The 24,426-nt window shown below is 61.8% G+C and carries 21 protein-coding genes; 16 read left to right on the forward strand and 5 right to left on the reverse strand.

Features of this window, described 5'->3' with window-relative positions; all coding sequences use genetic code 11:
- Positions 1–455: 455 nt before the first annotated feature.
- The 16 genes from dnaX (at position 456) to HZB60_07280 (ending at position 18,204) form a co-directional block, all read left to right on the forward strand.
- Positions 456–2,273: a DNA polymerase III subunit gamma/tau gene (gene dnaX, locus HZB60_07205; protein ID MBI5059547.1), complete on the forward strand. Its 1,818-nt coding sequence runs from the start codon at positions 456–458 to the stop codon at positions 2,271–2,273.
- An 8-nt stretch (positions 2,274–2,281) separates the two neighbouring features.
- A complete protein-coding gene (recR, locus tag HZB60_07210) occupies positions 2,282–2,884 on the forward strand; it encodes a recombination protein RecR (protein MBI5059548.1) in 603 nt (200 codons plus the stop codon).
- Positions 2,885–3,012: 128 nt separating this feature from the next.
- Positions 3,013–3,594: a CDP-alcohol phosphatidyltransferase family protein gene (locus HZB60_07215; GenBank protein ID MBI5059549.1), complete on the forward strand. Its 582-nt coding sequence runs from the start codon at positions 3,013–3,015 to the stop codon at positions 3,592–3,594.
- Positions 3,591–4,127: a phosphatidylglycerophosphatase A gene (locus HZB60_07220; protein ID MBI5059550.1), complete on the forward strand. Its 537-nt coding sequence runs from the start codon at positions 3,591–3,593 to the stop codon at positions 4,125–4,127. The genes HZB60_07215 and HZB60_07220 overlap by 4 nt, the downstream gene beginning before the upstream one ends.
- A gap of 237 nt (positions 4,128–4,364) precedes the next feature.
- Positions 4,365–5,615 (forward strand): competence/damage-inducible protein A, encoded by a 1,251-nt coding sequence (locus tag HZB60_07225; protein MBI5059551.1) that lies wholly within the window; start codon positions 4,365–4,367, stop codon positions 5,613–5,615.
- Positions 5,612–6,172, forward strand: a complete 561-nt coding sequence (thpR, locus tag HZB60_07230) for an RNA 2',3'-cyclic phosphodiesterase (GenBank protein MBI5059552.1) — start codon at positions 5,612–5,614, stop codon at positions 6,170–6,172. Before HZB60_07225 ends, thpR begins: the two co-directional genes overlap by 4 nt.
- A gap of 109 nt (positions 6,173–6,281) precedes the next feature.
- A complete protein-coding gene (locus tag HZB60_07235) occupies positions 6,282–6,752 on the forward strand; it encodes an SRPBCC family protein (GenBank protein ID MBI5059553.1) in 471 nt (156 codons plus the stop codon).
- A 237-nt stretch (positions 6,753–6,989) separates the two neighbouring features.
- The gene (gene recA, locus HZB60_07240) at positions 6,990–8,057 is read left to right on the forward strand and encodes a recombinase RecA (protein MBI5059554.1); all 1,068 of its coding nucleotides are present in this window, start codon (positions 6,990–6,992) and stop codon (positions 8,055–8,057) included.
- A gap of 40 nt (positions 8,058–8,097) precedes the next feature.
- Complete coding sequence (locus HZB60_07245) at positions 8,098–8,739, forward strand: hypothetical protein (GenBank protein ID MBI5059555.1); 642 nt, start codon at positions 8,098–8,100, stop codon at positions 8,737–8,739.
- Entirely contained in the window at positions 8,736–9,242 is a 507-nt protein-coding gene (locus HZB60_07250; GenBank protein ID MBI5059556.1) for a regulatory protein RecX, read from the forward strand. The genes HZB60_07245 and HZB60_07250 overlap by 4 nt, the downstream gene beginning before the upstream one ends.
- Before the next feature lie 70 nt (positions 9,243–9,312).
- Positions 9,313–9,942 carry a hypothetical protein gene (locus tag HZB60_07255; GenBank protein ID MBI5059557.1) on the forward strand — a complete coding sequence of 210 codons (630 nt, stop codon included), beginning with the start codon at positions 9,313–9,315 and terminating at the stop codon, positions 9,940–9,942.
- A 469-nt stretch (positions 9,943–10,411) separates the two neighbouring features.
- Positions 10,412–13,057 carry an alanine--tRNA ligase gene (gene alaS / locus HZB60_07260; protein ID MBI5059558.1) on the forward strand — a complete coding sequence of 882 codons (2,646 nt, stop codon included), beginning with the start codon at positions 10,412–10,414 and terminating at the stop codon, positions 13,055–13,057.
- 55 nt (positions 13,058–13,112) lie between these two features.
- Positions 13,113–13,739: a hypothetical protein gene (locus tag HZB60_07265; protein ID MBI5059559.1), complete on the forward strand. Its 627-nt coding sequence runs from the start codon at positions 13,113–13,115 to the stop codon at positions 13,737–13,739.
- A 66-nt stretch (positions 13,740–13,805) separates the two neighbouring features.
- Complete coding sequence (locus HZB60_07270) at positions 13,806–14,450, forward strand: SIS domain-containing protein (GenBank protein MBI5059560.1); 645 nt, start codon at positions 13,806–13,808, stop codon at positions 14,448–14,450.
- On the forward strand, positions 14,447–16,531 hold the full coding sequence (locus HZB60_07275; GenBank protein MBI5059561.1) for a BatA domain-containing protein: 2,085 nt from the start codon (positions 14,447–14,449) through the stop codon (positions 16,529–16,531). The genes HZB60_07270 and HZB60_07275 overlap by 4 nt, the downstream gene beginning before the upstream one ends.
- A 26-nt stretch (positions 16,532–16,557) precedes the next feature.
- The gene (locus HZB60_07280; GenBank protein ID MBI5059562.1) at positions 16,558–18,204 is read left to right on the forward strand and encodes a T9SS type A sorting domain-containing protein; all 1,647 of its coding nucleotides are present in this window, start codon (positions 16,558–16,560) and stop codon (positions 18,202–18,204) included.
- A 73-nt stretch (positions 18,205–18,277) separates the two neighbouring features.
- Here the strand turns inward: HZB60_07280 and HZB60_07285 are convergent, their stop codons facing one another.
- The 5 genes from HZB60_07285 to HZB60_07305 all read right to left on the reverse strand — a co-directional run bounded on the left by HZB60_07285 (position 18,278) and on the right by HZB60_07305 (position 24,348).
- Complete coding sequence (locus tag HZB60_07285; GenBank protein ID MBI5059563.1) at positions 18,278–19,729, reverse strand: T9SS type A sorting domain-containing protein; 1,452 nt, start codon at positions 19,727–19,729, stop codon at positions 18,278–18,280.
- A gap of 52 nt (positions 19,730–19,781) precedes the next feature.
- A complete protein-coding gene (locus HZB60_07290) occupies positions 19,782–20,756 on the reverse strand; it encodes an aspartate-semialdehyde dehydrogenase (protein MBI5059564.1) in 975 nt (324 codons plus the stop codon).
- Entirely contained in the window at positions 20,753–21,037 is a 285-nt protein-coding gene (locus tag HZB60_07295; protein ID MBI5059565.1) for a hypothetical protein, read from the reverse strand. Before HZB60_07295 ends, HZB60_07290 begins: the two co-directional genes overlap by 4 nt.
- Positions 21,038–21,090: 53 nt before the next feature.
- A complete protein-coding gene (selD, locus tag HZB60_07300) occupies positions 21,091–22,071 on the reverse strand; it encodes a selenide, water dikinase SelD (GenBank protein MBI5059566.1) in 981 nt (326 codons plus the stop codon).
- Between the two features lie 72 nt (positions 22,072–22,143).
- Positions 22,144–24,348: a lytic transglycosylase domain-containing protein gene (locus HZB60_07305; protein MBI5059567.1), complete on the reverse strand. Its 2,205-nt coding sequence runs from the start codon at positions 24,346–24,348 to the stop codon at positions 22,144–22,146.
- Positions 24,349–24,426 lie beyond the last annotated feature (78 nt).

Below are 24,426 nucleotides of genomic sequence, written 5' to 3' on the forward strand. Positions count from 1 at the left end.
GCGATCGGCTCCAACCCTTGTAAATACTTGGTTTCTATAATACCTGAGACCCCAAATTCCGCTCTGCGCGAGTTGACTTTCCGGACCAAAAGGCCTATCTTGATAGGTTCGGGCACGAGCAAGCCCACCCCCCTGTAAGTCCCCCCTTGAAAGGGGGGACAGGCTGCTGTATTGATTTGCTGCGGCGGAAGTGACTGAAGCTCCAATGAGTTCACACCAGAACTCATCGCTTCCGCGCACGATCCCCCCTTTTAAAGGGGGATCATAGGGGGGTGTCGGAGTTCCCGTAGCGCCAAGGGGATAATTACAGGGGGGTCGAGAGACACCCCCGAGCGCACTGCCCTGCGACACTACAGACGGACAACCACATAGGGTTGTCTCTACCCATGCGCCAGCGGGGGGAGTCGGAATCGGATATCAGCGTTTCAGCATTTTAGCGTTTCAGCGTTTCCTCCATGTCCTATCAGGTCCTCGCCCGCAAGTATCGCCCGCAGACGTTCGACGAAGTCGTCGGACAGGAGCACGTCACGCGCACGCTGAAGAACGCGCTGCGACAGGGACGGCTCGCGCACGCGTTCCTGTTCACCGGACCGCGCGGCGTGGGCAAGACTTCGACGGCCCGTATCCTTGCCCGCGCGGTCAACTGCCCCAACATTGACTTGAAAGGCGACGCCGAGCCGTGCAACGTCTGCGAGACCTGCCGCGCACTGTTCGAAGACCGCGAGCTGGACGTGATCGAAATGGACGCCGCGACGTACAACGGCGTCGATGACGTGCGCCGGATTAACGACTCCTGCCGGCTCGCGCCGGTCGCGGGAAACCGGAAGATCTACATCATCGACGAAGTCCACATGTTCTCGAAGCCGGCCTTCAATGCGTTCCTCAAGACGCTCGAAGAGCCGCCCTCCCATGTGATCTTCATTCTGGCCACGACCGACGTTCAGAAAGTCCCGGCCACGATCCGCTCGCGCGTGCAACGCTTCGACTTCCGTCCGCTCGGGCCTGCCGATATCGCGCCGCACCTGAAGAAGATTTGCGACAGCGAAGGCTGGGCAAACGACGAGGAAGCGATGTGGATCATCGCCCGCGCCGGAGCCGGTTCACTCCGAGATGCCGAAGGCCTGCTCGATCAGGTCGTGAGCTTTTCCGGCGGCACTGCGCGCGCCGAAGAGACCCGCGAGGTGCTCGGTGTACTGCCCACGGAATTACTCGCCGACACCACCAGTCTGCTCGCGCGGCAGGCCGTGAGCGAAGTTCCGCCCTTCTTCGAGCTCCTCGTGCAGCGCGGTGTCGAATACACCGAGTTCCTGCGCGCGCTGCAAGGCTATTGGTTGGACATCGTCTTCCTGAAGCAAAACCTCGAACTCTCCGGAACGTCTCCGGAAGAGATCGAACAAATGAAAGCCTGCTCCGCGCCACTCGCCATCGAAGATATGTTCCGCCTGATCCGCCTCGCCGAACAGCTCGAAGATTCGCTCAAATGGTCCATGGCCCCGCGCGAACGCTTCGAAGTCTCCTTCCTGCGCTGGACCACTCTCGAAAACGTCGTCACGCTGCGCGAGCTGATCGAGGCCGTCGCGGCCGATCGAGGCGGCGCATCGCGGGCACCAGGAATACCCGATTCCGGGCAGGTGGAGACACCTGCCGCGGCGAAGAGCGCTCCCGCTCCTGCCACAGGGCCATCCCCCCTTTCAAGGGGGGATAACAGGGGGGTGTCGGAGAGCACCGATTCCGGGCAGGTGAAGACACCTGCCGCGGCGAAGAGCGCTCCCGCTCCTGCCACAGGGCCATCCCCCCTTTCAAGGGGGGATAACAGGGGGGTGTCGGAGATCCCCGATTCCGGGCAGGTGGAGACACCTGCCGCGGCGGCAAGCGAGCCACTCTCCCTCTCCGCCATCCAATCCGCCTGGCCTGAGCTCGCAATCCGTCTCACCAAACTCAGCCCCGTTGCCGGTGCCAGTGCCGGAGGCTGGCAAGCCGTTGAGCTGAACGGTACGAAGCTCACCGTTCGCTGTCACAATCCGCGCGAGATGGCGCAGGCGCAGCTCAAAGAGCAGCTCCCCAATCTGGCCAGAATTCTGAGCGAGCTATTCGGAACCGCGCTCACCGTCGCCATGGGAAGACCGCTGCCCGAATCGGCGGAGAAACTGGTGGCCCAGACTCCGCCGCTGCCCCCTGTTCCCCCCGCGGAAGGCGGCGATCTGTTCTCCAATTTCGTCAACCGCATCGGCGGCGTCGAGGTCGATCCCAAAACCGTGCGCGAACCGAAGTAGTCATGGATATCTCGCAATTCGCGCCGTCCCTTGAGCGCCTCGTCGATCAGATCGCCAAACTCCCCGGACTCGGCCGCAAGTCCGCCGCGCGGCTTGCGCTGTTCATCCTTCGCCAACCGGAGACCGACGCGCACGCGCTCGCGCAGGCGATTCTCGACGTCAAAGCGCGCATTCGTCTTTGCCAGCAGTGCTCCAACTTCACCGAAGACGAACTCTGCGCGATCTGCTCCGACCACAAGCGTGACGCGGGGTTGATCTGTGTCGTGGAAACGCCCGGCGACGTGCTGCGGCTGGAGAAGCTCGGGGCGTATCGCGGCTTGTATCATGTCCTCGGCGGCGCGCTCTCACCGCTCGACGGCGTCGGCCCCGACAGCCTGCGCATTGCCGAACTCTATGAACGCCTCCGCAGCGGCCAGGTGCGCGAAGTCATTCTCGCCACCAACGCCAACACCGACGGCGACGCCACCGCGCTCTATCTCACGCGCGAACTGAAAGCTCTCGGCCTGATGGTCTCGCGCATTGCCCGCGGGGTGCCCGTCGGTTCCGAAATCGAACAGGTCGATGAAGTCACGCTCGCCAGCGCCCTCGAAGGCCGCGTCCGAGTCAGCTAAGACAAACTTGAAACTTCAAACTTGAAACGTGAAAGCCACCCGCTGAGTCGGTCAAGTTTCACGTTTGAAGTTTCAAGTTTTCGACCGTCGCTTCAAGCTTCAAATCTCAAACTTCAAGTTTTCCACCCTTGATCCCCGGCTTCAGTCTGCCCAACCAACTTACGCTGTCCCGGCTTGCGCTCGGACCGCTGTTCCTCGTCGCCTATCTGACGAATTGGAAGTACGCGCTCGAAGCCGCCTTCGCCGTGGCCGTGGTCATCGAGGCCACGGACGTCGCCGACGGCATGGCCGCCCGCTCCCGGAATCAGGTCTCCGATGTCGGCAAGTTGCTCGATCCCATGAGCGACACGATCTCGCGGCTCTCCTATTACATCGGCTTCCTGGTGATGGGACTCGCACAGTCGTGGATGATCGCCGTGCTCGTTTATCGCGATGTCGTCGTGGCCTATCTGCGCGTGTTCTCCGCGCTCACCGGAACCGCCATGGGCCGCAGGACCAGCGGGAAGTGGAAGGGCATCCTGCAAGGCGCCACCGCGCTCACCGTGCTCGGATTACAGATTGTCAGTGACAACTTCCTCGCGATCCCCTATCTGCCGCGCATTATCTACTGGTTACTCGTCGGGATCACGCTCTACACCGCGTTTACGTTCGTTGAGTACATGGTCGGCAATCGCGAACTGCTCAAAGAAATCCGGCAGCGCGGCAAGTGAAACGACTCGTGCTCGCGGACTGGCTGGCAGTCACCCTGTGCGGAATCGGGCATTCGCCGATCGCCCCCGCCACCGTCGCCTCGCTGGCGGTTTGTGTGAGCTTCTGGTTCGTTCCGCTCTTGACTACGTGGCCGTGGATCTTGCTGATCGTCCCGCTGACGTGGTGGGGGGCGGCGCTGGCCCGTAAGTCCATCGATGCGTTTGACGTCGTGCACGCGGAGCAGTTTGCCGCGCTGCGCCGTCCGAATCCGCACAAGGGCGATCCCGATCAGTTCGTATTCGATGAGTTCATCGGTCAGTGGATCACCCTGATCGCTGCACCGCACACGATGGCGGGATACGCTCTCGCCTTCTTCGCCTTTCGCGGGTTCGACATCCTGAAGCCGCTCGGTATTCGCTCGTTTGAGCGGCTCCCCAACGGCTGGGGTGTCGTGCTCGATGATGTCGTCGCGGGAATCTACGGAGCCATCTCACTGTTCATTATTCAATTTGTTGCGCGGGACTATTTGCCGGGTTGGTACACGGGAATGTAGTGCCGCACCGCAGAGCGCGCGGAGGGTTGCCGCCACCCCCCTATGATCCCCCCTTGAAAGGGGGGATGGGGTACTGGTGCGATGAGCTCTGGTCTGAACTCATTCAGCGACCACTGGTTCAGCCGCAGCAAGTTATTCTCGCAGCCCGTCCCCCCTTTCAAGGGGGGACTACAGGGGGGTGGGAGCTCCACTCCCGGAGACGAAACGGCCGTTTCATCCATGATACCGTAATCCTGTTTGCAGATCCTCTCCGAGATCATCACCATCGGCGATGAAATCCTGCGCGGTGAAGTCGTCAACGGCAATGCCGCCGTGATCGGCCGCGCACTGGCCGACATCGGCGTTCCCGCCAAATGGGGCGACGTAGTCGCGGATGAGCAAGGCGAAATCCAGGACGCCGTGCGCCGTGCGCTGACGCGCGCGCATGTCATCATTCTGACCGGCGGTCTCGGACCCACGCCTGACGATCTGACGATGGACGCGCTGGCCGATCTCTTTGGTCTTGAGATTCGCGAAGACCCGGTGCTGCTCGCGCACGTCGAAGCGTTCTTTCAGGCGCGCGGGATCAAGATGCCGGTCACGTCCCGCAATCAGGCCCGCTTTCCCGTCGGCGCGATACAGGTTCCCAACCCCATGGGCACGGCCACCGGAATTCTGATCGAACAGGAAGGCCGACTTGTCTTCTCGCTGCCGGGTGTGCACGCCGAAACTAAACGGATGCTCGCCGAGTCGGTGGTCCCGCATGTGCGAGAGGCGTTTCCGTCCGCGATGGTCAGGGCTAAGCAACTGCGCCTGGCGGATACCGGCGAATCGCAACTGCTCGCGCGCATCACGGACTTGGCCACCGTCGAGCAGAACGTGAAGCTCGCGTTTCTGCCGCATCACGGACTGCTCGATTTGCGAATGATCGCCCGCGCGTCTGATCCCTACGAAGCCGACATGCAGATCGCCACCGCCGAAGCGATCCTGCGCGAAGCCGCGGACCACAAGGTTTATGCCGTGGGGGATGCTCCGCTCGCGGCGGTACTCGGCAATATTCTCATGAACCGCTCCCAACGACTCGCGGTCGCCGAGAGTTGCACGGGCGGGTTGCTGATGAATATGCTGACCGAGATTCCCGGCTCGTCGCGCTGGTTCGAGCGCGGCGTCGTCACCTATTCCAACGAGGCGAAACAGGAGCAACTCGGCATCGATCGCGCGTTGATCGAAGCGCACGGCGCGGTCTCTGAACCTGTGGTACGCGCGATGGCCGAAGGCGTGCGCAATGTGTCAAAGACCGAGTGGGGCGTCGGCATCACGGGCGTCGCCGGACCTGACGGTGGCAGCGACGATAAGCCCGTCGGCACGGTCTGGATCGCCATCAGCAACGCGCGCGATACCAACTCCCGACTGTACCGGCTGGCCGGAGAGCGCAGCCTGATTCGCTTGCGCGCCGTGCACGGTGCGATGTACATGCTCTGGAAACGACTGATGGACGAGTTGGCGTGAGGCTGTTTGTCGCGGTTGACATCCCCGCGGCGTGGAAAACCGACCTGGCCGAAATCGAGCGCGCCATCGGCTGGTTGGGTCGCGGAGTGAAGTGGGTGGACCCGCAGTCCATGCATCTCACACTTAAATTTCTCGGCGAGACGGACGACCGCGATCTACAGATTGTGCGCGATCAACTGACTGCAGCGTGCAGCGACGTTCCCGCCTTCACCATGCAGATGCGCGGTACCGGCGCCTTTCCCGCGCCGAACCGGCCCAGAGTCTATTGGGTCGGACTGAAATCCGGCGACGCTTTGATCACGCTGAATCAGAAGATCGAGACGGCGATGCAGGCGATTGGTTATCCGCCCGAAGAGAATCCGTTCAAACCGCATCTCACCGTCGCACGGATCAAGGATCCCATCGGCAAAGCGCGCCAGACCGATGCGCTGCTCTCCTATCACGTCGAGAGCGAACCCGTTCTCGTCCGCGACGTCCTGCTCATGCGGAGCCACCTCGCAAAAGAGGGCGCACGGTATGAAGTGGTGGGACGGGCCACGCTGAACGATGATAGATGATCGATGATAGATGAACCGAGCCGACGATCTGCCATCATCTATCATCTACTATCAATCATCTATTCAGAATCCTCGCTTTTCAATTCTTAGCCATTCAGCCGTTCTCCCCATGCCCAAATCCGTTCAGTACATCGAGATCCTCGCACCCGCTGACAAAGTCTGGTTCCTTATTACGGATCCCAAGGAGTTCCAATTGTGGGCGCCCAACGTGCGCGATCTGGAGTACGAACCCAAGGGCGAGCTCAACGTCGGTGTTACGCGCCGCTTCCGACTGGACATTCAGGGCAAGATCGAAACCCTCGAAACCACGATTACGCACTGCACGGACGGCGAGACCTATGCCGAGTCGCCCTGCGGCGGCTCGCTCAAGCTCCACGAGAAAGTCGAACACCTGAAGATGATCTACCGCGTCGAATCCGTCGATGCGAAAACCTGCACCCTGCGTTTCACGTTCGACTACGAGATGAAGGGCTTCATGAACAAGATGCTCGAGAAAGTCATCATGGGCACCTTCACCTCGCAGCTCAAAATCTGGTTCGAGCGACTCAAGACCTACGCCGAGACGGGACGACCCGTGTAGCGCCCGCTTGCGGAATCTCCGACACCCCCCTGTGATCCCCCCTTGAAAGGGGGGATGGGGTTCCGCAATGATATGTTCTGATCCGCACGGATCGAGCTATCGCAAGTTCAGCCGCAGCTGCTCAAGACAGCAGCCCGTCCCCCCTTTCAAGGGGGGATCACAGGGGGGTGCGGAGCCTGAGTTCCAATTTTCAATTTTCAATTTTCAGTTTTCAATTTCTCTTCAGGAGCCGCCGCCATGGATAAAGAAAAGCAGAAGAATCTCGAAGTCACGCTGCAACAGATCGACAAGCAGTACGGCAAAGGCTCGATCATGCGCCTCGGTGACAGCGGACCGATCCAGCGTGTCGATGTGATCTCCACCGGCGCGCTCTCGCTGGACTGGGCGCTCGGCGTCGGCGGCGTCCCGCGCGGACGCGTGGTCGAGATCTACGGACCGGAAGCTTCCGGCAAGACCACGCTCGCCCTCACCATTATCGCCAATGCGCAGAAGAACGGCGGCAATGCCGCGATCATCGACGCCGAGCACGCGCTCGACCCGACCTATGCCAAGGCGCTCAACGTTGACATCGATCAACTGCTCGTCAGCCAGCCCGACACCGGTGAGCAAGCGCTCGAAATCTGCGAAATGCTGATCCGCTCCAGCGCCGTCGATGTCGTCGTGATCGACTCGGTGGCCGCCCTCGTGCCGAAAGCCGAAATCGAAGGCGAAATGGGCGATTCGCTGCCCGGCCTGCAAGCCCGCCTCATGAGCCAGGCGCTGCGCAAGCTCACCGCCGTCGTGGCCCGGTCCAATACCACACTGATCTTCATCAATCAGCTCCGCATGAAGATCGGTGTCATGTTTGGAAACCCGGAAACGACCACGGGGGGTAATGCGTTAAAGTTCTACAGCTCGGTCCGCCTCGAAATCCGCCGCGTGCAGTCCATCAAGGACGGCGACAAGATCGTCGGCAACCGCACCCGGGTCAAGGTCGTCAAGAATAAGCTCTCCGCGCCCTTCCGCGAATCCGAATTCGATATCATCTACGGCAGGGGCATCGACCGCGTCGGCGACGTGCTCGACCTCGCCTCGCAGGTCGGAGTCGTCACGAAGAGCGGCACCTGGTACAGCTACGGCGACGAGCGGCTTGGTCAGGGCCGCGACCGCGTGGTCGAGTATCTCAATGAGCACACGGACCTGCTCGAGAAGATCGAACTCGGCACGCAGCGCGAACTCGGATTCGAACCCGAGGCGAAGCCCGCCGCCACGAACGGCGCCGAACCGGTCGAGACCAAGACCAAAGGCAAGAAAGCCAGCGTTTAGTATGGACACGCCGAGCGGGGTGACCGCACCCCGCCGAAACATGAAATCCCTTCCGGTATTCATCGTTCATCGTTCGTCGTTCATCGTTCTGGTCGCGCTGCTTTGCGTCGAGCTCGCCTCCGCACACGACCTCGTGCTCTCGACGGGTTACGCAAACTCCGGCACGCCGCGGGTGGGCAGCGGTGTCAGTCAACGGAACAAGCCGTTTCGCGCCGGTGGGGGGTATGCAGTCGGGGCGCGCGCGGACATCGAATCGCAGCAACGCAATTTCATGTTCGGCCCGTCCTTTCTGTTCTGGAACAACCTGACCGGCGACCCCGACCCCAACGCCAACGCGAGCTACATGCAGATCGAGTTCGGCGGCAGATTTTCCGCCCGCACGCGCGCGTATCCGTGTCTGTACGCGGGCGTCGGCGCGGGCTACACGTTCGCGCACGGCGAACTGAAACAGAAGGTCTTCGATCCCCTGCCCAAGCAGGAATATGACGGCGACTTCCCGACCGCGAGCGTGCATGCCGGGTTCAAGACTCCGACCGCCAACGATAACCTCGGTTTGGTCGGCGAGTTCTCTTATCACTTCGGCCTCGATGATCCCAGCGGCCGACGCACGGTCGGCCCGGCCCGCGCCTTCCTGATTCAAATCGGTCTCGCCTTCGGCATTCGCGCCGGCGGTCAACCGTGAACAGCGACCCGCCGGAGAAACCTCGCCGCAAGCCCGCCGCCACCGCGTTGCAGCATGCGGTCAAACTGCTCGCCGCGCGGCCCTACTCCGAGCGCAAGCTGAAGGAAAAGCTGTACGACCGCGAATTCCAGACTGCCGAGATTCGCGGCGCGCTCGACAGGCTGAAGCAAGAGCGGTTGCTTGACGACGAAAAATTCGCCATGGATTTCGTCCACGCCCGGCTGAATTCGCGACCGCGCGCGGCCACCGCGCTGATTCGCGATCTGCTCGCACGGGGGATTCCGATGGATATCGCCCGTAAGGTCGTCAAGGTGACTACCGAGTCCACTGACGAGGCGGCGCTGGCCATGGAACTCGTCCGCCGTAAACTGGATCATTATCACGATCTCGACGAACGCGTGCGCTGGCGCCGGCTTGCGGGTCTGCTCGCCCGCCGCGGCTTCAGCCCCGATACGATCCGCAAAGTTTTGCGCGAGGCCCTGAAGGCCGACCCCGCGGAATAGGAGAAGTGCACAGCCGACATTGCAACGATTCTGTTGACCCGTCTCATCACGCTTGGAAGTGAGGGAACCAATGGTTGCTCTGTGGCTGCTTGCACTGGCGGTTTTATGCTGTGATTTTGCGGAGGCGCGGGCCGATAGCTGGGCTGAGTTGATGGCCGGAGTCGCCGGAACCACCGGCTCGCACGACTATCAACAGGTGAACGAATCGCTCATCAGCCGTGGCGATGCGGGGACCGCGATGGCGATTTCCGGCCGTTTTCCGGTGTGGGGAAGGCTGATGTGGAGTCCGTCCGCTTGGTTCGTGCGTTCGCCCGGACGTTCGCGCGATCTCGATGCTGACAATCCGCGCACGGACGATGCGGTATTGCAGCAGGCCGAAGTCGCCATTGATCTGATGCACCCGCTCCCCGGCGCACCGCGAATCGCGCTCGGCGCCGGCATCGCTTCCGCATGGTGGACCGCGGCGGTCATCAGCGCGCATCCGTACTCCACACACCATGACGACCGCCGCCTCGGGCGCGGACAGGACCTGCTCGCACGCGGCATCCTGCGCTGGGACCTCCGCAATCCGGCGATCGCCGGAGCATTCGTTCGCGGCATTGTGGCAGTTCCCGTCAGTGATGCTCCATCCTCAGGCGGATCCGCGGCGGGATACGTCGGCGCGGGAATCGGCTTCGCCATGCCGCTCTCACGACGGTAACAAATCTTGCACCCCCCTATGATCCCCCCTTGAAAGGGGGGATGGGGTTCAACGTGATGAGTTCTGCTCTCAGCTGATTGAGCGCTCCTCACGAATCGCATCCACTGCTCAGAAACCCATCCACGCCTTTCAAGGGTATTGGCTTCGCCATGCCGCGCTCACGACGGTAATAAATCTTGCACCCCCCTATGATCCCCCCTTGAAAGGGGGGATGGGGTTCAACGTGATGAGTTCTGCTCTCAGCTGATTGAGCGCTCCTCACGAATCGCAGCACCCCCCTATGATCCCCTCTTGAAAGGGGGGATGGGGTTCGGGGTGATGAGTTCTGCTCGGACCGGATCGACGTGCGGTTAATACCCGCTTCAGCTATTCGTGATCGCAGTCCGTCCCCCCTTTCAAGGGGGGACAACAGGGGGGTATCGGTTTTCTTGCTATTCTCAACGCGTCAGCATTTCAGTCTTTTCTTCCGATGAAGACCTCCACAGAAATTCGTTCGGCCTTTCTCGACTTCTTCAAACAACGCGGGCACTTGATCGTGCCCTCCGCGCCCGTGATTCCACAGGGTGACCCCACTCTGCTCTTCACCAACGCGGGCATGAATCAATTCAAGCCCTATTTTTTGGGCCAGCAGAAACCGGAAGCCACGCGCATCGCCGATACGCAGAAGTGCATCCGCGTCTCCGGCAAACACAACGACCTCGAAGAAGTCGGACCGTCGAACTATCATCATACGTTCTTCGAGATGCTCGGCAACTGGAGCTTCGGCGACTATTTTAAGCGCGACGCCATTAGCTGGGCCTGGGAATTGATGACGCAGGTTTACAAGCTGCCCAAGGACAAGCTCTACGCCACCATTTACGAGACCGACGACGAAGCCGGCGAGCTCTGGAAGAGCGTCACCGACATCGATCCCACGCACGTCCTGAAATTCGGCAAGAAAGACAATTTCTGGTCGATGGGCGATACCGGACCGTGCGGACCGTGCAGCGAAATTCACATCGATCGCGGTCCCCAATTCGACAGCGATCCGAAGGCGTTTGTCAACAGCGGCTCGCCGCGCTATCTCGAACTCTGGAATCTCGTTTTCATTCAGTACGACGCGCAGCCCGACGGCAAGCTCGTGCCGCTGCCGGCCCAGCATGTCGATACCGGCGCGGGTCTTGAGCGCATCACGAATGTGCTCTCCGGCGTCACCTCGAATTACGACACCGATCTGTTTCAGCCGATCATTCAGGCCGTCGCCGAACTCTCCGGTCACCCGTACACGGCGTTGCCGCCGTCGATTCCGCATCGCGTGATCGCCGATCATCTGCGCTGTCTGACGTTCGCCATCACCGACGGCGCGATGCCCGGCAACGAGGGTCGCGGCTACGTGCTACGCCGCATCCTCCGCCGCGCCGCGCGCTTCGGCCGCAAGCTCGAACTGCACGAGCCGTTTCTGCACAAGCTCGTGCCCGTGCTCGTCGATACCATGGGCGAGCAGTTCCCTGAACTGAAAGAGCGTCACGTGCACGTCGCGCGTGTGCTGCATGCCGAAGAAGAACATTTCGGCAAGACACTGGACCGCGGCCTCACGATCTTCGGCGGCGTGGTCAGCGAAGTCAGGAAGCGCGGCGCGTCCGAAATTCCCGGCGAGGAAGTGTTCAAGCTCTACGACTCCTTCGGCTTCCCGCTCGATCTGACTCAACTCATGGCCAGAGAAGAGGGCCTCAGTGTCGATCAGGCCGGGTTCGATAGCGCGATGCAGCAGCAGAAGGATACCGCGCGAGCCGCCGGGAAGTTCAAAGCCGGAAAGCAGCACGGAATGGCCGTCGATGGCACACTTCCCACGCGCTTTGTCGGTTACGATTCACTCGATGCCGAATCTCATCAGATCATCGTCGGCGCTGCCGCTGAGGTCGGCAGGTCTGCAAGCTATGTCGCGACCGAAGTCACACCATTCTATGTTGAATCCGGCGGTCAAGTCTCGGATGTCGGCAGCATCGAACTGGTCACCGCGGACGGTGATGATCACAAGTACCACGTCACCGGCACCACGAAGATCGGCGATACGATCGTCCATTCTATCGATGCAGGTTCCGCCGGATTGTTCGAGGGACGGATTGAGCGCGCAATTCTCCGCGTCTCCCCCCAGCACCGCATCCCCACCCAGTACAACCACACCGCCACGCACCTGCTCCACGCCGCGCTGCGCAAGACGCTCGGCGAGCATGTGCATCAGGCCGGAAGCTATGTCGGTCCGGATTACCTGCGCTTCGACTACACGCATTTCGAGAAGCCCTCCGCCGACGAACTCGCGCAAATCGAGCTGCTCGTCAACGAGAGCATTCGCGGCAACTTCCCCGTCACGCCCAAGATCATGCCGATCAAAGAGGCGCAGGCGCTCGGCGCCATGGCGCTGTTCGGCGAAAAGTACGGTGACGAGGTGCGCATGATCGAAATCGCCGATTCGGATATGGTCATCTCGCGCGAACTCTGCGGCGGCTGCCACGTCAAGCGCACCGGCGATATCGGCGTGTTCGTGATCCGCGCGGAAACCTCCGCCGCCGCCGGAATCCGCCGCATCGATGCGCTCACGGGCGAAGCCGCGTACAGATATCTGATCGAGCGCCGCAACAAGGTCGATGAGTTCACGCTCGAACTTGGCAGCGAAGGCTCCGATCCCCTCGACAAACTCAAGAAATTCCTTGACGAGAAAAAGCGGCTGCAAAAGGAACTCGACCACTTGCGCGGTCAGTCCGCCGTCGCCGCCATGAAGGCGCTCACCGCACAGGCCGTTTCCATCAACAGTTCCCGCCTCGTCGCCGCCGAAGTCAGCGCGCCCAATCTCGACATCATGAAAGAGATGGGCGACGCGCTGCGCGATGCGCTCGGCTCCGGCGTCGGCGTGCTCGCCGGTGCCGTCGACGGCAAGCCGCAAATGGTGGTCGTCGTTACGCCTGACCTCGTCAAGCGCGGCGTCGATGCCGTCGCCATCGTGAAAGAGCTCGGCAAACGGCTGCAGGGCGGCGGCGGCGGCAAACCGCATCTCGCCACCGCCGGCGGCAAGCACCTCGACGGGATCAAGACCGCGATCGTTGACGCCGAAAGCGTCGTGAAGAGCTTCGTGAAATAGCACCTGAGAATCCGTTCGGACGTGCGCTAACTGCCGAAACGCCGAGGGGCCTGTCATGCCAGATTTCAACCCCGCCGATCTGCCCAAAGGAACGATTTGCAATACGTACGGGGACGGATCCCACGCGTTCTATCTCAAGAAGATCATTTACCCGAAAATTCAGCACTATCAGCGGCGAAAATATCCCGCGGCGGGTGACATTCCCGCGCTGAAGGCCGTTCACAGCATCATCCATCTCGGCGGAAATCAGTGGCTCTCCTGCCAGGCGCCCAAGGCGAAGCGAATCACGCTGGAACTCTTGCCGGACCGCCGCTACAGTTTTCATCGCTACAAGCACATCGACCGCTTCGGTCCCGTCAACTCCCCGGCGTGGGCGGCCTTCGACCAGGCCGTGCGCGCCATCGACGGCACGGATTACGACTACGGGCAATTGGTGGACATCATGCTGCGTCAGGTGCTCGGCTTTCCGTTCTTGAAAAAGTTGTCGATCTTCGACCTCGGTCGCCGGCAAAAGGTCTGTTCGGTTGCCTGTCACACGATTCTGTTGAAAGCATACAAAGCCAGCGGCGAAGGCTATCCCGGTCCGCTGGGACGGCAATACGTGGAAGATAGCTGCCCGGCGGATTTCGCGATGCACGACAGCTTTGAAGTTGTTCACACAATAGGCATCTGCATCCCATGACGGGAGAACGTGAGAGTCGTCGCGCTGCATGCGAACTTGACTTGCAAGCGGGCGAATTGAATTCCCATGAACGAAACCAAGCTCATTACCGGACTCGATAAACTACAGAACGCGATCAGCGATGCCGCGGCCATGCACAGCCAATTGCCGTCGTGCTTCACTGAACTCGTCGCCATCGCCACGCTCTGTGCCAAGACGCTCAAGGGTGACGGCAAACTGCTGTTCTGCGGCAACGGCGGCTCCGCCGCGCAGGCGCAGCATATCGCCACGGAATTTGTAGTCCGCCTGACCGCGAAACGCAACCGCCGCGCGCTCCCCGCTTATGCCCTGACCGCCGATACCACGCTGCTGTCGGCCTGCGCCAACGACTTCGGTTTCGAGAGAGTTTTCGCGCGTCAAGTTGAAGCCTTCCTGAAACACGGCGATGTGCTCTTCCTGCTCTCGACCTCCGGCCAGTCACCGAATCTGATCGAAGCCGCGCAACTCTCGCAAGCGCTCGGCGGCGTCAACGTCGCCTTTCTCGGTCAGCCGCGTTCGCCGCTCGATGACCATGTGCATCACGCGCTGCACATTCCCGCCGCCGCCGGCCAGCGCGTGCAGGAAGCCCACCTGCTGTGCGGGCACATGCTCGTCGAATTGATCGAAGACCTTTTGTTTGAACAGTACACTCCCGCCGAAGCGGATCGCGCAGTCTCCAAGCACACCAAATGACCTTTCTCAACAGCGCACTGCTCGCCGCGCTCACGCTCGGACTGCTGCCGATCCTGATTCACCTGTTGAACCGGCAGCGCTATAAAGACGTGGACTTTCCCACGTTGCGCTTTCTGCGCGAACTCCAGCGCCAGAAAATGCGCCAGGTCAAGATTCGCCAGATTCTGCTCCTGATTCTGCGCACGCTCGCCGTGATCTTCCTCGTCTTCGCTCTGACTCGCCCGGTCCTCAAGAGCGCCGCCGGAATCCTGCCCGGCGCCGACGCGCGCACCAGCGCCGTCGTGATCGTGGACCGCTCGGCCTCCATGCAAACCGAGACGCCCGACGGCTCGCGCTTCCGCCAAGTACAGAGCCGCGCGCAGGAAATCCTCGCCATGCTCGGCGACGGCGATGACGCGCAAATCGTCTGGGCCGATGAAACCCCGGAGCGCTTCCCCGAACAGGCCACCGGCAATATTGGTCTGCTCCGCGAGACGATCGGCGATGCGCGCGTCTCCGAGCGCGGCGGAAACCTCGTCAGCGCGCTGCAAGCCGCCCGCGCGATTCTCGGACAATCCCAGAATCTGCACAAGGAAGTCTATCTGCTCTCCGACTTCTCCGCAAGTGCCTGGCCCGAACCGCTCCCCCAGTCCGCAATCCTACCCGACGACGTGCGACTGTTTCTCTGCCCCGTCGGCACGGACAAGGCCAGTAACGTCGGCATCGTCGAGGCGAACGTCACCTCCCGCATCATCACGCCCGGTCGCGCCGTCGAAGTTACCTTCAGTGCGCGCAATACCGGCAACACCGAGGCGGCGGACCGGATCGTCAGCGTCTATCTTGGCGGCCGCAGAGTCACGCAGACCCGCGTCACGCTCGCCCCCGGCGAATTGAAAACCTCCCGCGTTAAGTTTGTGCCCGAAGATCCCGGCGATCAAGTCGGCTACGTGACCGTCGAGGAAGCCGACGACTTCTCATCCGACAACCAGCGTTATTTTGTGCTGCGGGTGCCCGCGCGCCTCCGCGTCGCCGTGGTCGGCAGCGATGGCCCGGCGCGCGAGCTGACCGCGCTCGCGCTGAATCCCGGCGGTCAACCCGGTGGATTCGTCGAAACCACGCGGCTGACACCCGGCGAATTCGAGAACAATGACTGGGCGGACTTCGACGCCGTCTTCCTGCTCGATGCCGCGGGCTTCAGCGGCGGCTTCGGCGCGCGACTGCACAGCTATGTCGAGGCCGGTCGCGGCGTCTTTGTCATGTTTGGAAATCAGGCTGACCTGCGCTCCTATTCCGCCTGGCTGCCCGCGATCGGTCTTCCGGTGCCCGCCGACCCCTGGCAGGCCGAATCCAATCCGGTCAAGTGGTCACAGCTCGATCTCGCGCATCCACTCTTCGAGGGCGTCTTTGAGGAGCGACCGGCCGACATCTCGCCGGAAATTCGCCGCATGGTTCGCACGAGCAGCACAGGTACCGCCGTCAAGATCATCAGCGCGTCAAACGAGATCCCCTTCCTCTGGGAGTCGCGGGTGGGCAAGGGCCACGCGCTCATGTTGACTTCATCGCCCGATCCGGAATGGTCCACGCTCTTTCGCACCGGGATCTTTCCGCCGCTGGTCGTCAGCAGCGCCGCCTATCTCGCCGGCATCGGCACGTCTGGCGCGGAATATCAGCTTACCGTCGGTGTTCCCGCGCAAATCGAAATGACCGGTACGCCCGGCGACGCGGCCTTCGAAATCCGCAGCGCCCACGGCGCGCTCGCGCCAACGGTGGAGACCTCCGCCTTCGGTTTCGCATTGAAGGTCCCCGCCATCGCGCAGCCCGATGCCGCCGAACTCTGGCATGGCAACCGCCGTGTCGCCGCCCTGGCCGTCAATCTCCCCCCCCGAGAATCAGAACTTCAGCCGCAAGATGCGCAGGAATTCAAGTCCTGGCTCGGTGGCCAATTAACCACGCTCGCGGCCCGCGAGGCTGCGCAGCCCGCAATTCAAGAAGGTCGATATGGCCGAGAACTTTGGAAGCTTTGCCTGATCATCGCGCTGGCCGCGCTCATCGCTGAGATGCTGCTGGGGAGAGTCGGCAAACGCGAAGCGATTGCCGTCTGACTCCCATCCACAACCGAGGCGTCCCGATGAGAACTTTGCTCGCCGTGTCGATGCTCGCGCTGCTGCTCGCGTTTGCCGGCCCGCCGCCGACTTGCGCGTCCACCTGGCAAACCCTGCAGGATCGTATTTTCACACCGCAGTGCGCCGTTTGTCATGTCGCCGGATCATCCTTTGCGGTGCAGTCCGGACTCGTGCTGACCGACGACGTCGCCTACGAGAATCTGGTCGATGTCAGCCCGCACAATTCCGCCGCGCTGGAGGACGGTTTGGTCCGGGTCAGCAGCATCGGAGTGACCGGATTGGATCAGAGTTTCCTCTGGGAAAAAATCAATGCTCCGCATCTGGAGCATTTTTACGAAGCGCATCCCTACTATGGCGAGATCATGCCGCTCGGATTGCCGTTCCTAACCAACGGTGAACTGGAGTACGTGAGGCAGTGGATTGTCGCCGGGGCGCCGCAGCAGGGCGACGTCGCCGATACCGCGGTGTTTGCCGACACGTCTCGCTTCGTACAGCCGCTCTTCGCACCGCTTGAGCCGCCCGCCTTCGGCGAGCAACTCCGCGTCGGACCGTTTGATGTCGCGTCGAACTACGAGCGCGAGTTCTTCTACTACAATGCGCGCGCCGACCAGCCCGAGCGCTATATCAATCGCGTGCAAATCGTCATGCGGCCGGGCAGTCACCATTTCATCTGCTACACCTTCGCCCCGAACACGCCCGGCTGGGTGATCCCGCAACCCGAGGTGATCCGCGATATTCGCGACGAAAATGGGAATTACATCCCGCAGAATCTGATCGCCATGCAGTTCCATGACTTCTTTGCCGGAACGCAGTGGCCGCGCGTGGACTATCGCTTTCCCCCCGGCATCGCCTTGCGCCTGCCCGCGGGAACCGGAATCGATCAAAACTCGCACAATGTCAATTACACCGACACGCTGCGCCAGGGCGAGGTGTACACGAACCTCTACTACGCCGAACCCGCCGGGATCGAGCATGTCGCCGAAGTGCTCAACCTGCAAAATACGAATCTCACGCTGCCGCCGCACGAGGTCACGACAATTTCGCGTACGTACACATTCCATGAGCAGCTCAGCGTCTTCCAGCTATTTTCGCACGCGCATCAACTCATGACCGAGTTCCGCGCGACGATTGTCGGCGGACCGCGAGACGGCGAACTCATCTACCTGACGCAGGATTGGGAGCACCCGCCGATTCTCAATCTCGATCCGCCCGTCGTCTTCGAGGCGGGACAGGGGATCCGCTGCGACGTCACCTACAATAACTGGCGGGAGATTGCCGTGCACTTCGGGTTGACCAGTGAAGACGAGATGATGATTCTGTTCGGCTACTACTATCCGGGTGTTTCCGCGGCGGACGAACCGCCGATGGTTGCGCACGATGCAGAACTCCTGGGAAACTACCCGAATCCTTTCAATCCGTCAACCACGATTCTCTACGTGCTGAATGCTCCGCAGTCTGTGCGACTCCAAGTCTTTGACTTGACCGGGCGACTGGTCGCGACACTGGTCAACGGACCGCAGCAGGCCGGTGACCATCGTGTCTCGTGGAATGGAATGGACGCCAACGGCGTCGCCGCACCCAGCGGCGTGTATTTCTACACACTGGAAGCGGGCATATTCTCCGACGCGAACAAGATGCTGCTACTCAAGTAGCACTGGAATCCATCACACACGACGAGGGCCTGCACGCGCAGGCCCTCGTTTGTTCCCGGGTGCTCGCCTTGACTCAGCGAATCAGCGTCACGCGCAGCGGTGCGGAAGCGACGCCCGATTGCACATAGTAGCGGCCACTGGCAAGACCGGCGAAGTCCAGATTCCGCAAATGGTTCCCGCGTGAAAGTGACCCCAGTGTGACCGCGCGTACGCGTTGACCCAATTCATTCAGAATGTCGATTCGCACATCCTGACTCCGCGGCAATTCGAGCGAAATCGTCAACTGCCCGTTGAACGGATTCGGAAAGGCCTGCATCATCCGCGCCGAGGTCAGGTTCGCCCGCGACGGAGCGTGCTCCGTGCGCCAGCTCGCGTCCCACTTCACATCGTAATCGCCCGGCTGCCAACGACTGCTCCAGGCAACGGCAGCCCCAAGTTCGTTGGATGTCAAGCTCAAGCCGCCGTCGAATCTTGCCGAATTCGTCGCGCTGACTTGCAGTGGAGCCTCCATCGTCCAGGGCTCCGCGAGACTTCCGGCCACCACATACACCGAGCCGGCGGCCGAGTCGATTTCGCCGGCGATGAACGCCAACGAGAAATGTTCATGGTCATTTTCGACCGCAAGCTGCGGAGCGACGGCGTGGTCAAACGTTATCGGCAACGAATCCACCGGCGCGAAGCTCAGACCTCCGTCGGGTGAATAGGTGTAGTAGAGCCGCGACGGTGACGATGCAGACGCGCGACGCGCGTAACACAGGACTACCGCTTGCTCCCACGCGCACAGCACGGGGTCGGACATCAGGCTGCTTGAGGAGTCGAGAACTTCCTCGGCGCTCCAGTCCAGCCCTCGGTTCTCGCTCCGGTACAGCCGCAGGGATGGTCCTGAGCTGCCCGGACGATCAATCGTGGCGGCGACAAGCAACCGCTCTTCCGCCCCGCTCCACGCGTCGCAGATCGCCACGCCCGACTCGGGCGACGGGCCGAATGGAGGTGCAATGTCCCGACCAAAGCTGTTCGGAGCTTCGTCGTCATAGCCTTGCGCGAAGCGCAACCACCCGCGCGGCGGATCGGCCTGATATTCAATCCACACGGTGTTGACGCGAGCATCCGGCGAATGAAACTCGGCGTCGCTGTACATCGCAATGGCCGCCGGAGTCAGCGGCTGCGGACGGGCCGCCAGCGAATCGTGGACGGCAGCCTCCCAGTCGGAATCGCTCCACAAGAACCGATACCAATCCACGACCCCGTCGAATCCCTGCGCGCAGACATAGACGTAGCCGGCGTGCCGGCAGGACGCGAAGAACGTGCTGCCCGTCGCGTTCGTCGAGATACCTCGCCAATTCACACCGGCGTTATTCGCAAACCGCAATGCCATCCCGCCGGGATCGCTGCGGCAGATGGACATCAACGAACGTCCGTCAGCGGAACTCGCCAGCAGCGGAGTGGCTTCATTCGCTGTCGTCGCGAAAATCGCCGCGTCGGTCCACCAATCCAATGGCTGAGCCGGAGCGCTTGCGGCACACATGACCATGGTCAGGTACAAGCACGCCCGGAATGCTCCCGGGCGCGTTCGTGATCTACTTGAAGAGTTCCCGCAGAATCTGAATGGCATTCGAGGCCGCTCCCTTGCGCAGATTGTCCCCCACGACCCAGAAATTCCACCATACTCCTCCCGCATCCCCCGCGCGCAGTCGACTCACGAACATCTCCTGCTTGCCGACGATCTCCAGCGGCGAGCGATAGTCCGCGGTTTCGTAGATCATGCCGGCCATCTCCCCAAATGCGCACTCGATGTCCGCACGATTCGCCGGATGAGTCAGTTCCACGGCAACCGAAGCCGAGTGCCCGACGCGCACCGGCACGCGCACCGTCGTCGCCATGACCTCCAGACCCGGCCGCTCCAGGATCTTGCGAATCTCTTCTATCACTTTCCGCTCTTCTTCGCAATTTCCGTCGTCGCCAAACGGCCCGACCTGCGGAAACACGTTGTGCGCGATCTGACGCGGATAGACCCTTGGCTGAATCGCATGGTCCATGAGTTCGGCGGCCAGCTCCGCCATGGCATCCTGCCCCGTTCCGGAGACGGATTGATACGTGGACACAATCACGCGCTTCAGTCCAACCGCGCGGTCCAATGCAGCCAGCGGCAGCAGCACGACGCTCGCGCTGCAATTCGGATTCGAGATGAGATTGCGATGGCCCCGCAGCGCGTATGAATTGATCTCCGGAATCACCAGCGGGACGTCCGGATCCATGCGATACTCCGAGGAGTGATCGATGCACGGCACGCGGCGCTCGCGAAACCGCGGAATCCATGCGCGACTAATCTCGCGATTCGTGCAGAAGATCGCCGCATCAAGCCCGTCCGGAACTTCGCGCAGTTCTTCCAGCGCGAGTCCGCGTTCGCACCAACTCAGCGACTTGCCGCTGGAGGCCCCGGAAGCAAACAGCCGCAACGATGCCACCGGAAGCTGCCACTCGCGCAAAACGTCCAGCGTCGTCCGCCCGACTAACCCCGTGGCCCCGACCACGGCCAGTGCAAGCGGTTTCACCGGCCGCCCAACATCAAGTAGATTCCGAATGCAATCACAATGATCGGCCACCAGCTCACGGAGAAGTTGAGCCAACCTGCCGAGTTTGCCAGCCAGAGTCCGCCGAGCAAAACGAGGAAAATGCCCCAGAAAATGCGATCCGTTCCGCGTTTCTCCGGCTTCGCTTTCAGTTTGGTATCGAGTTTCGCTACCGACGCGTCGATCTTCGCGGTAGCATCATCGAGCTTTCGCTGCAGCTGCGATAACTCGAACTCGATCTTCGCCAGCAGTTCTTCACTCATGTTTGCCTCTTAGATTCAGGGTAGTGAGATCCGTTACAGGTGGATTCAGCCCGCTATGCTTCGACGAGAATCCCGGCGCTTTCCGTGACCTCGCCGACAATCGCCGCCGCCTCGACTCCCGCTTCCTGCAACGCGGCCAGCGCTGCCTCCGCCTGAGCGGGCGAGAGCGACGCGAGCAGTCCGCCCGAGGTCTGCGCATCGAACAGCAGCCAGAGCAGTCCCTCGTCCACGTCCGCTGCCGCCGTGACGCGATCACCGAGGTAAAGCCGGTTCACCTTGGTTCCGCCCGGAAATTTCCTGCTCACCGCGAGGGTCCGTGCGAGCGGAAACAGCGGAACTTGCGACGCCCGGAACCGCATTCCAACGCCCGATGCCGCACAGAGTTCCCCCGCGTGACCGAGCAAGCCAAATCCGGTGATGTCGGTGCACGCATGCACATCGAATCGCGCGAGCACCGCCGCCGCGACGCGATTCAGTTCTTTCATGGAGGCCACGGCATCCGCGAGCTGCGCCTCCGTGACGGCACCATCCTTCAGTAGCGTTGTCAGCAGGCCCGTGCCGATGCGCTTCGTGAGGATCAACGTGTCCCCGGCCCGCGCACCTTCATTCGCCCACACGCGTCCGGGTTCCACGATGCCGGTCACCACCAGCCCGTACTTCGGTTCGGTATCATCCACCGTGTGTCCGCCTACGATCGCGATTCCCGCCTCGGCCGCCTTCGCCGCGCCGCCGCGCAAGACCTCGCGCCAGAGTTCCGGCGGCTGCGATTTCGGAAAACAGGCAATATTCAGCGCGAACAGCGGCCGCGCATTCATCGCGTAGATATCACTGAGCGAATTCGCCGCGGCAATCTGGCCATAATCGAAGGGATCGTCCACCACCGGCGTGAAGAAGTCCACCGTCTGCACTATCTGTTCACCGGAGGGCAAACGATAGACAGCGGCGTCATCTTTGTGAGAAAACCCGAGCAGAACATTCGCGTCCGTCACGCGCGGCAGACCCGCAAGCATGAGATCCAGCACCGCCGGATCCATCTTCGAGGCTCAACCCGCGCAGCGAACCAAATGCGTCAATTTCGTAAGTTCGGCTTTGGTAAATGCCATCGGTCAGGGCCGTGGTGACTCGGCGCGCTCGCCGCCCCGGGCTTGACGCTCAAGATCGGGATACAACCGGCGATAGGCCGCAATGTGCTCGACAATTCGTTTCACAAACATCCGGGTCTCGCGATACGGAATCTTCTCCACAAAGACGTCGCGATCTCGATCACCGAACTCCTCGTACCACATCTGTGCGGCGGACTTCCCGGCATTGTAAGCCGCCAGCACGAGCAGGCTATCGCCGGAGAACTCCTGCCACAACTCCGCCACGTGCGCGATCCCAAGTTGAAGATTGTACTCGCCCTGGTACAACTTGTCCGTTGCAAACGGAATTCCCAGCTTTCTGGCCTGCGTGCGAGCGGTGGCCGGCATCAATTGCATGAGACCGATGGCTCCGGCAGAAGACACGATCTGCTCCGCAAAGTGACTCTCCTGGCAGATCAAGCCGAAGCTGAAGTACGGATCGACCTTGTGCGCGCGGCTGAGTTCCAGCACCGTCGGATCGAAATCGAGCGGATACACGACCCGGTAGAACTGCGGCGGCCGCCAGCCCGCGCTGCGAATATACGCTCCCAATTCCGCCCGCGTGATCCGCCACGCCGTCATTTTGTCGCCCTGCCAGAGATAGAGCTGAGCCTTCCACCAGAACCAACCGTCCGACGTGTCCCCCTCGGCCGCCGCCGCTGGCCATTCTTCGAGCGCCGCGTCAATCAAGCGCATGGCCGCCAGCAAGGCGAATGCTCGACTGTGCGGCCGGTCGCTGTCCCACATCATCTGCATCGTCGGCGCGATCAACGGCTGTTCCGCAAGGTCCACGGGAAGAGCCGCCGGGGACAGGATCACCGAATAGTATGAATACGGGTAGCGCGCGGCGAGCACATGCAGGAGCGCGTTGGCAGCGGCGACTCGCCCGGACTTCGTGCAGGCCCGCGCTTGCCAATAGAGACTCGCCGGTCCATACTCGGAGTCGTCGTCGGCCTCCGACAGTCCTCCCCAGACTTCCGCCGCGCGCTCGAACTCGCCGTGCTCCCAGCAGGCCCAGCCGAGCTTCCACAGCGCGTCGGCACGCTCAGCCGGTCGAGATGCAAATTCCAGCCACCTTTCACAAGCGCGGATGGCCGGCCCCGGACGGCCGCGATCCATGTGCAGCTCGCTAAGGTATTTCATCCCCGCGCAAATCGCCGCCGAGTCGTCACCGCAGACGGCGAGCGACTCCAGCGCGGCGATCGCCAGCGAATCCCGGTCAATCAAGTACGCCGAGCGACCCAGCCGCACTAAGGCGCGCGGACGGAACTCGCTGCGCGGGTACTGCGCGACAAAATCCGTCAAGAGCGGGAGCGCGTCGCGATGACGCTTCAGACCCGCCGTGAACAAAGCTCGATAGAAGTCCAGCAACTCGCGGTCCACGGGGACGCCGGGCGGCGAGGCCTCGCGAATCCGGTTCAGCCCCGTTTCAAACGCGCCGAGTCCCTCCAGCGAGCCCAACTCCCGAGCTAACTCGTCCGCATGCTGCGGGCGCGGCCCGACTCCGTGTGTCTCTGCATAGGAACGGATCGCGGCGAGGGCCTCACGACCTTCGGCGGATCGCGGCGCGGAGGAGTAAACTTCCCAATAACGATCCACAGCCTCACCGTGGCGACCCAACGCGGACAGAATCCCTGCCTCTTCCATCATGAGTGCTCGACGTTCATCCGCCGACGCCCGCGGCTCGCCAATGTGGATAACTGCCAGCGCCGAATCCGGCTGACCGACCGAGCGGTAATATTCCCCTAATGAAGCCGCCGCTTCGACGGTCAAAACGCTGCCGCGCCATCCCAGGACCTGTCGCCAATAGCTCGCCGCCAGCGACGGCTGCCCGGCCTCCGTCAGAGCTCGCGCCCGTAGCGCCCATGCATGGTCCGATAGCTCCGCCGGAACTCCGAGGTCGAGGAGGACGGGGACCGAGGCATAATTCTCCTCGTCATAAGCCACGTGCGCCAGCAGGAAATTGGCCATCCCCGCCAGTCGCGGGGAGCCGACGTCGCCCAGGCCAAGCAGATACTCGTGCGCGCTGTCGGCCTGACCAGACTCCAGCAGCGACCAATACGCCGCGAACTGCGTTGAATCCGCTGTCAGTTCAAGCTCTTCCGCGACGCATGGCGATGCGAGCAGCAAGAGGGGCAGCAAGCGGATCACCAGCGGCATCGTGAAGTCCCTGACCGGAGCACTATTCATTGTGAATAACTTAGCACTCTCTGCGCAGATTTGCAACGAGAGAATTTGTTACCAACACCCTCCATCAACAGAGGTGAT

The organism is candidate division KSB1 bacterium, assembly GCA_016214895.1.
Classification (GTDB): Bacteria; Electryoneota; RPQS01; order RPQS01; family RPQS01; genus JACRMR01.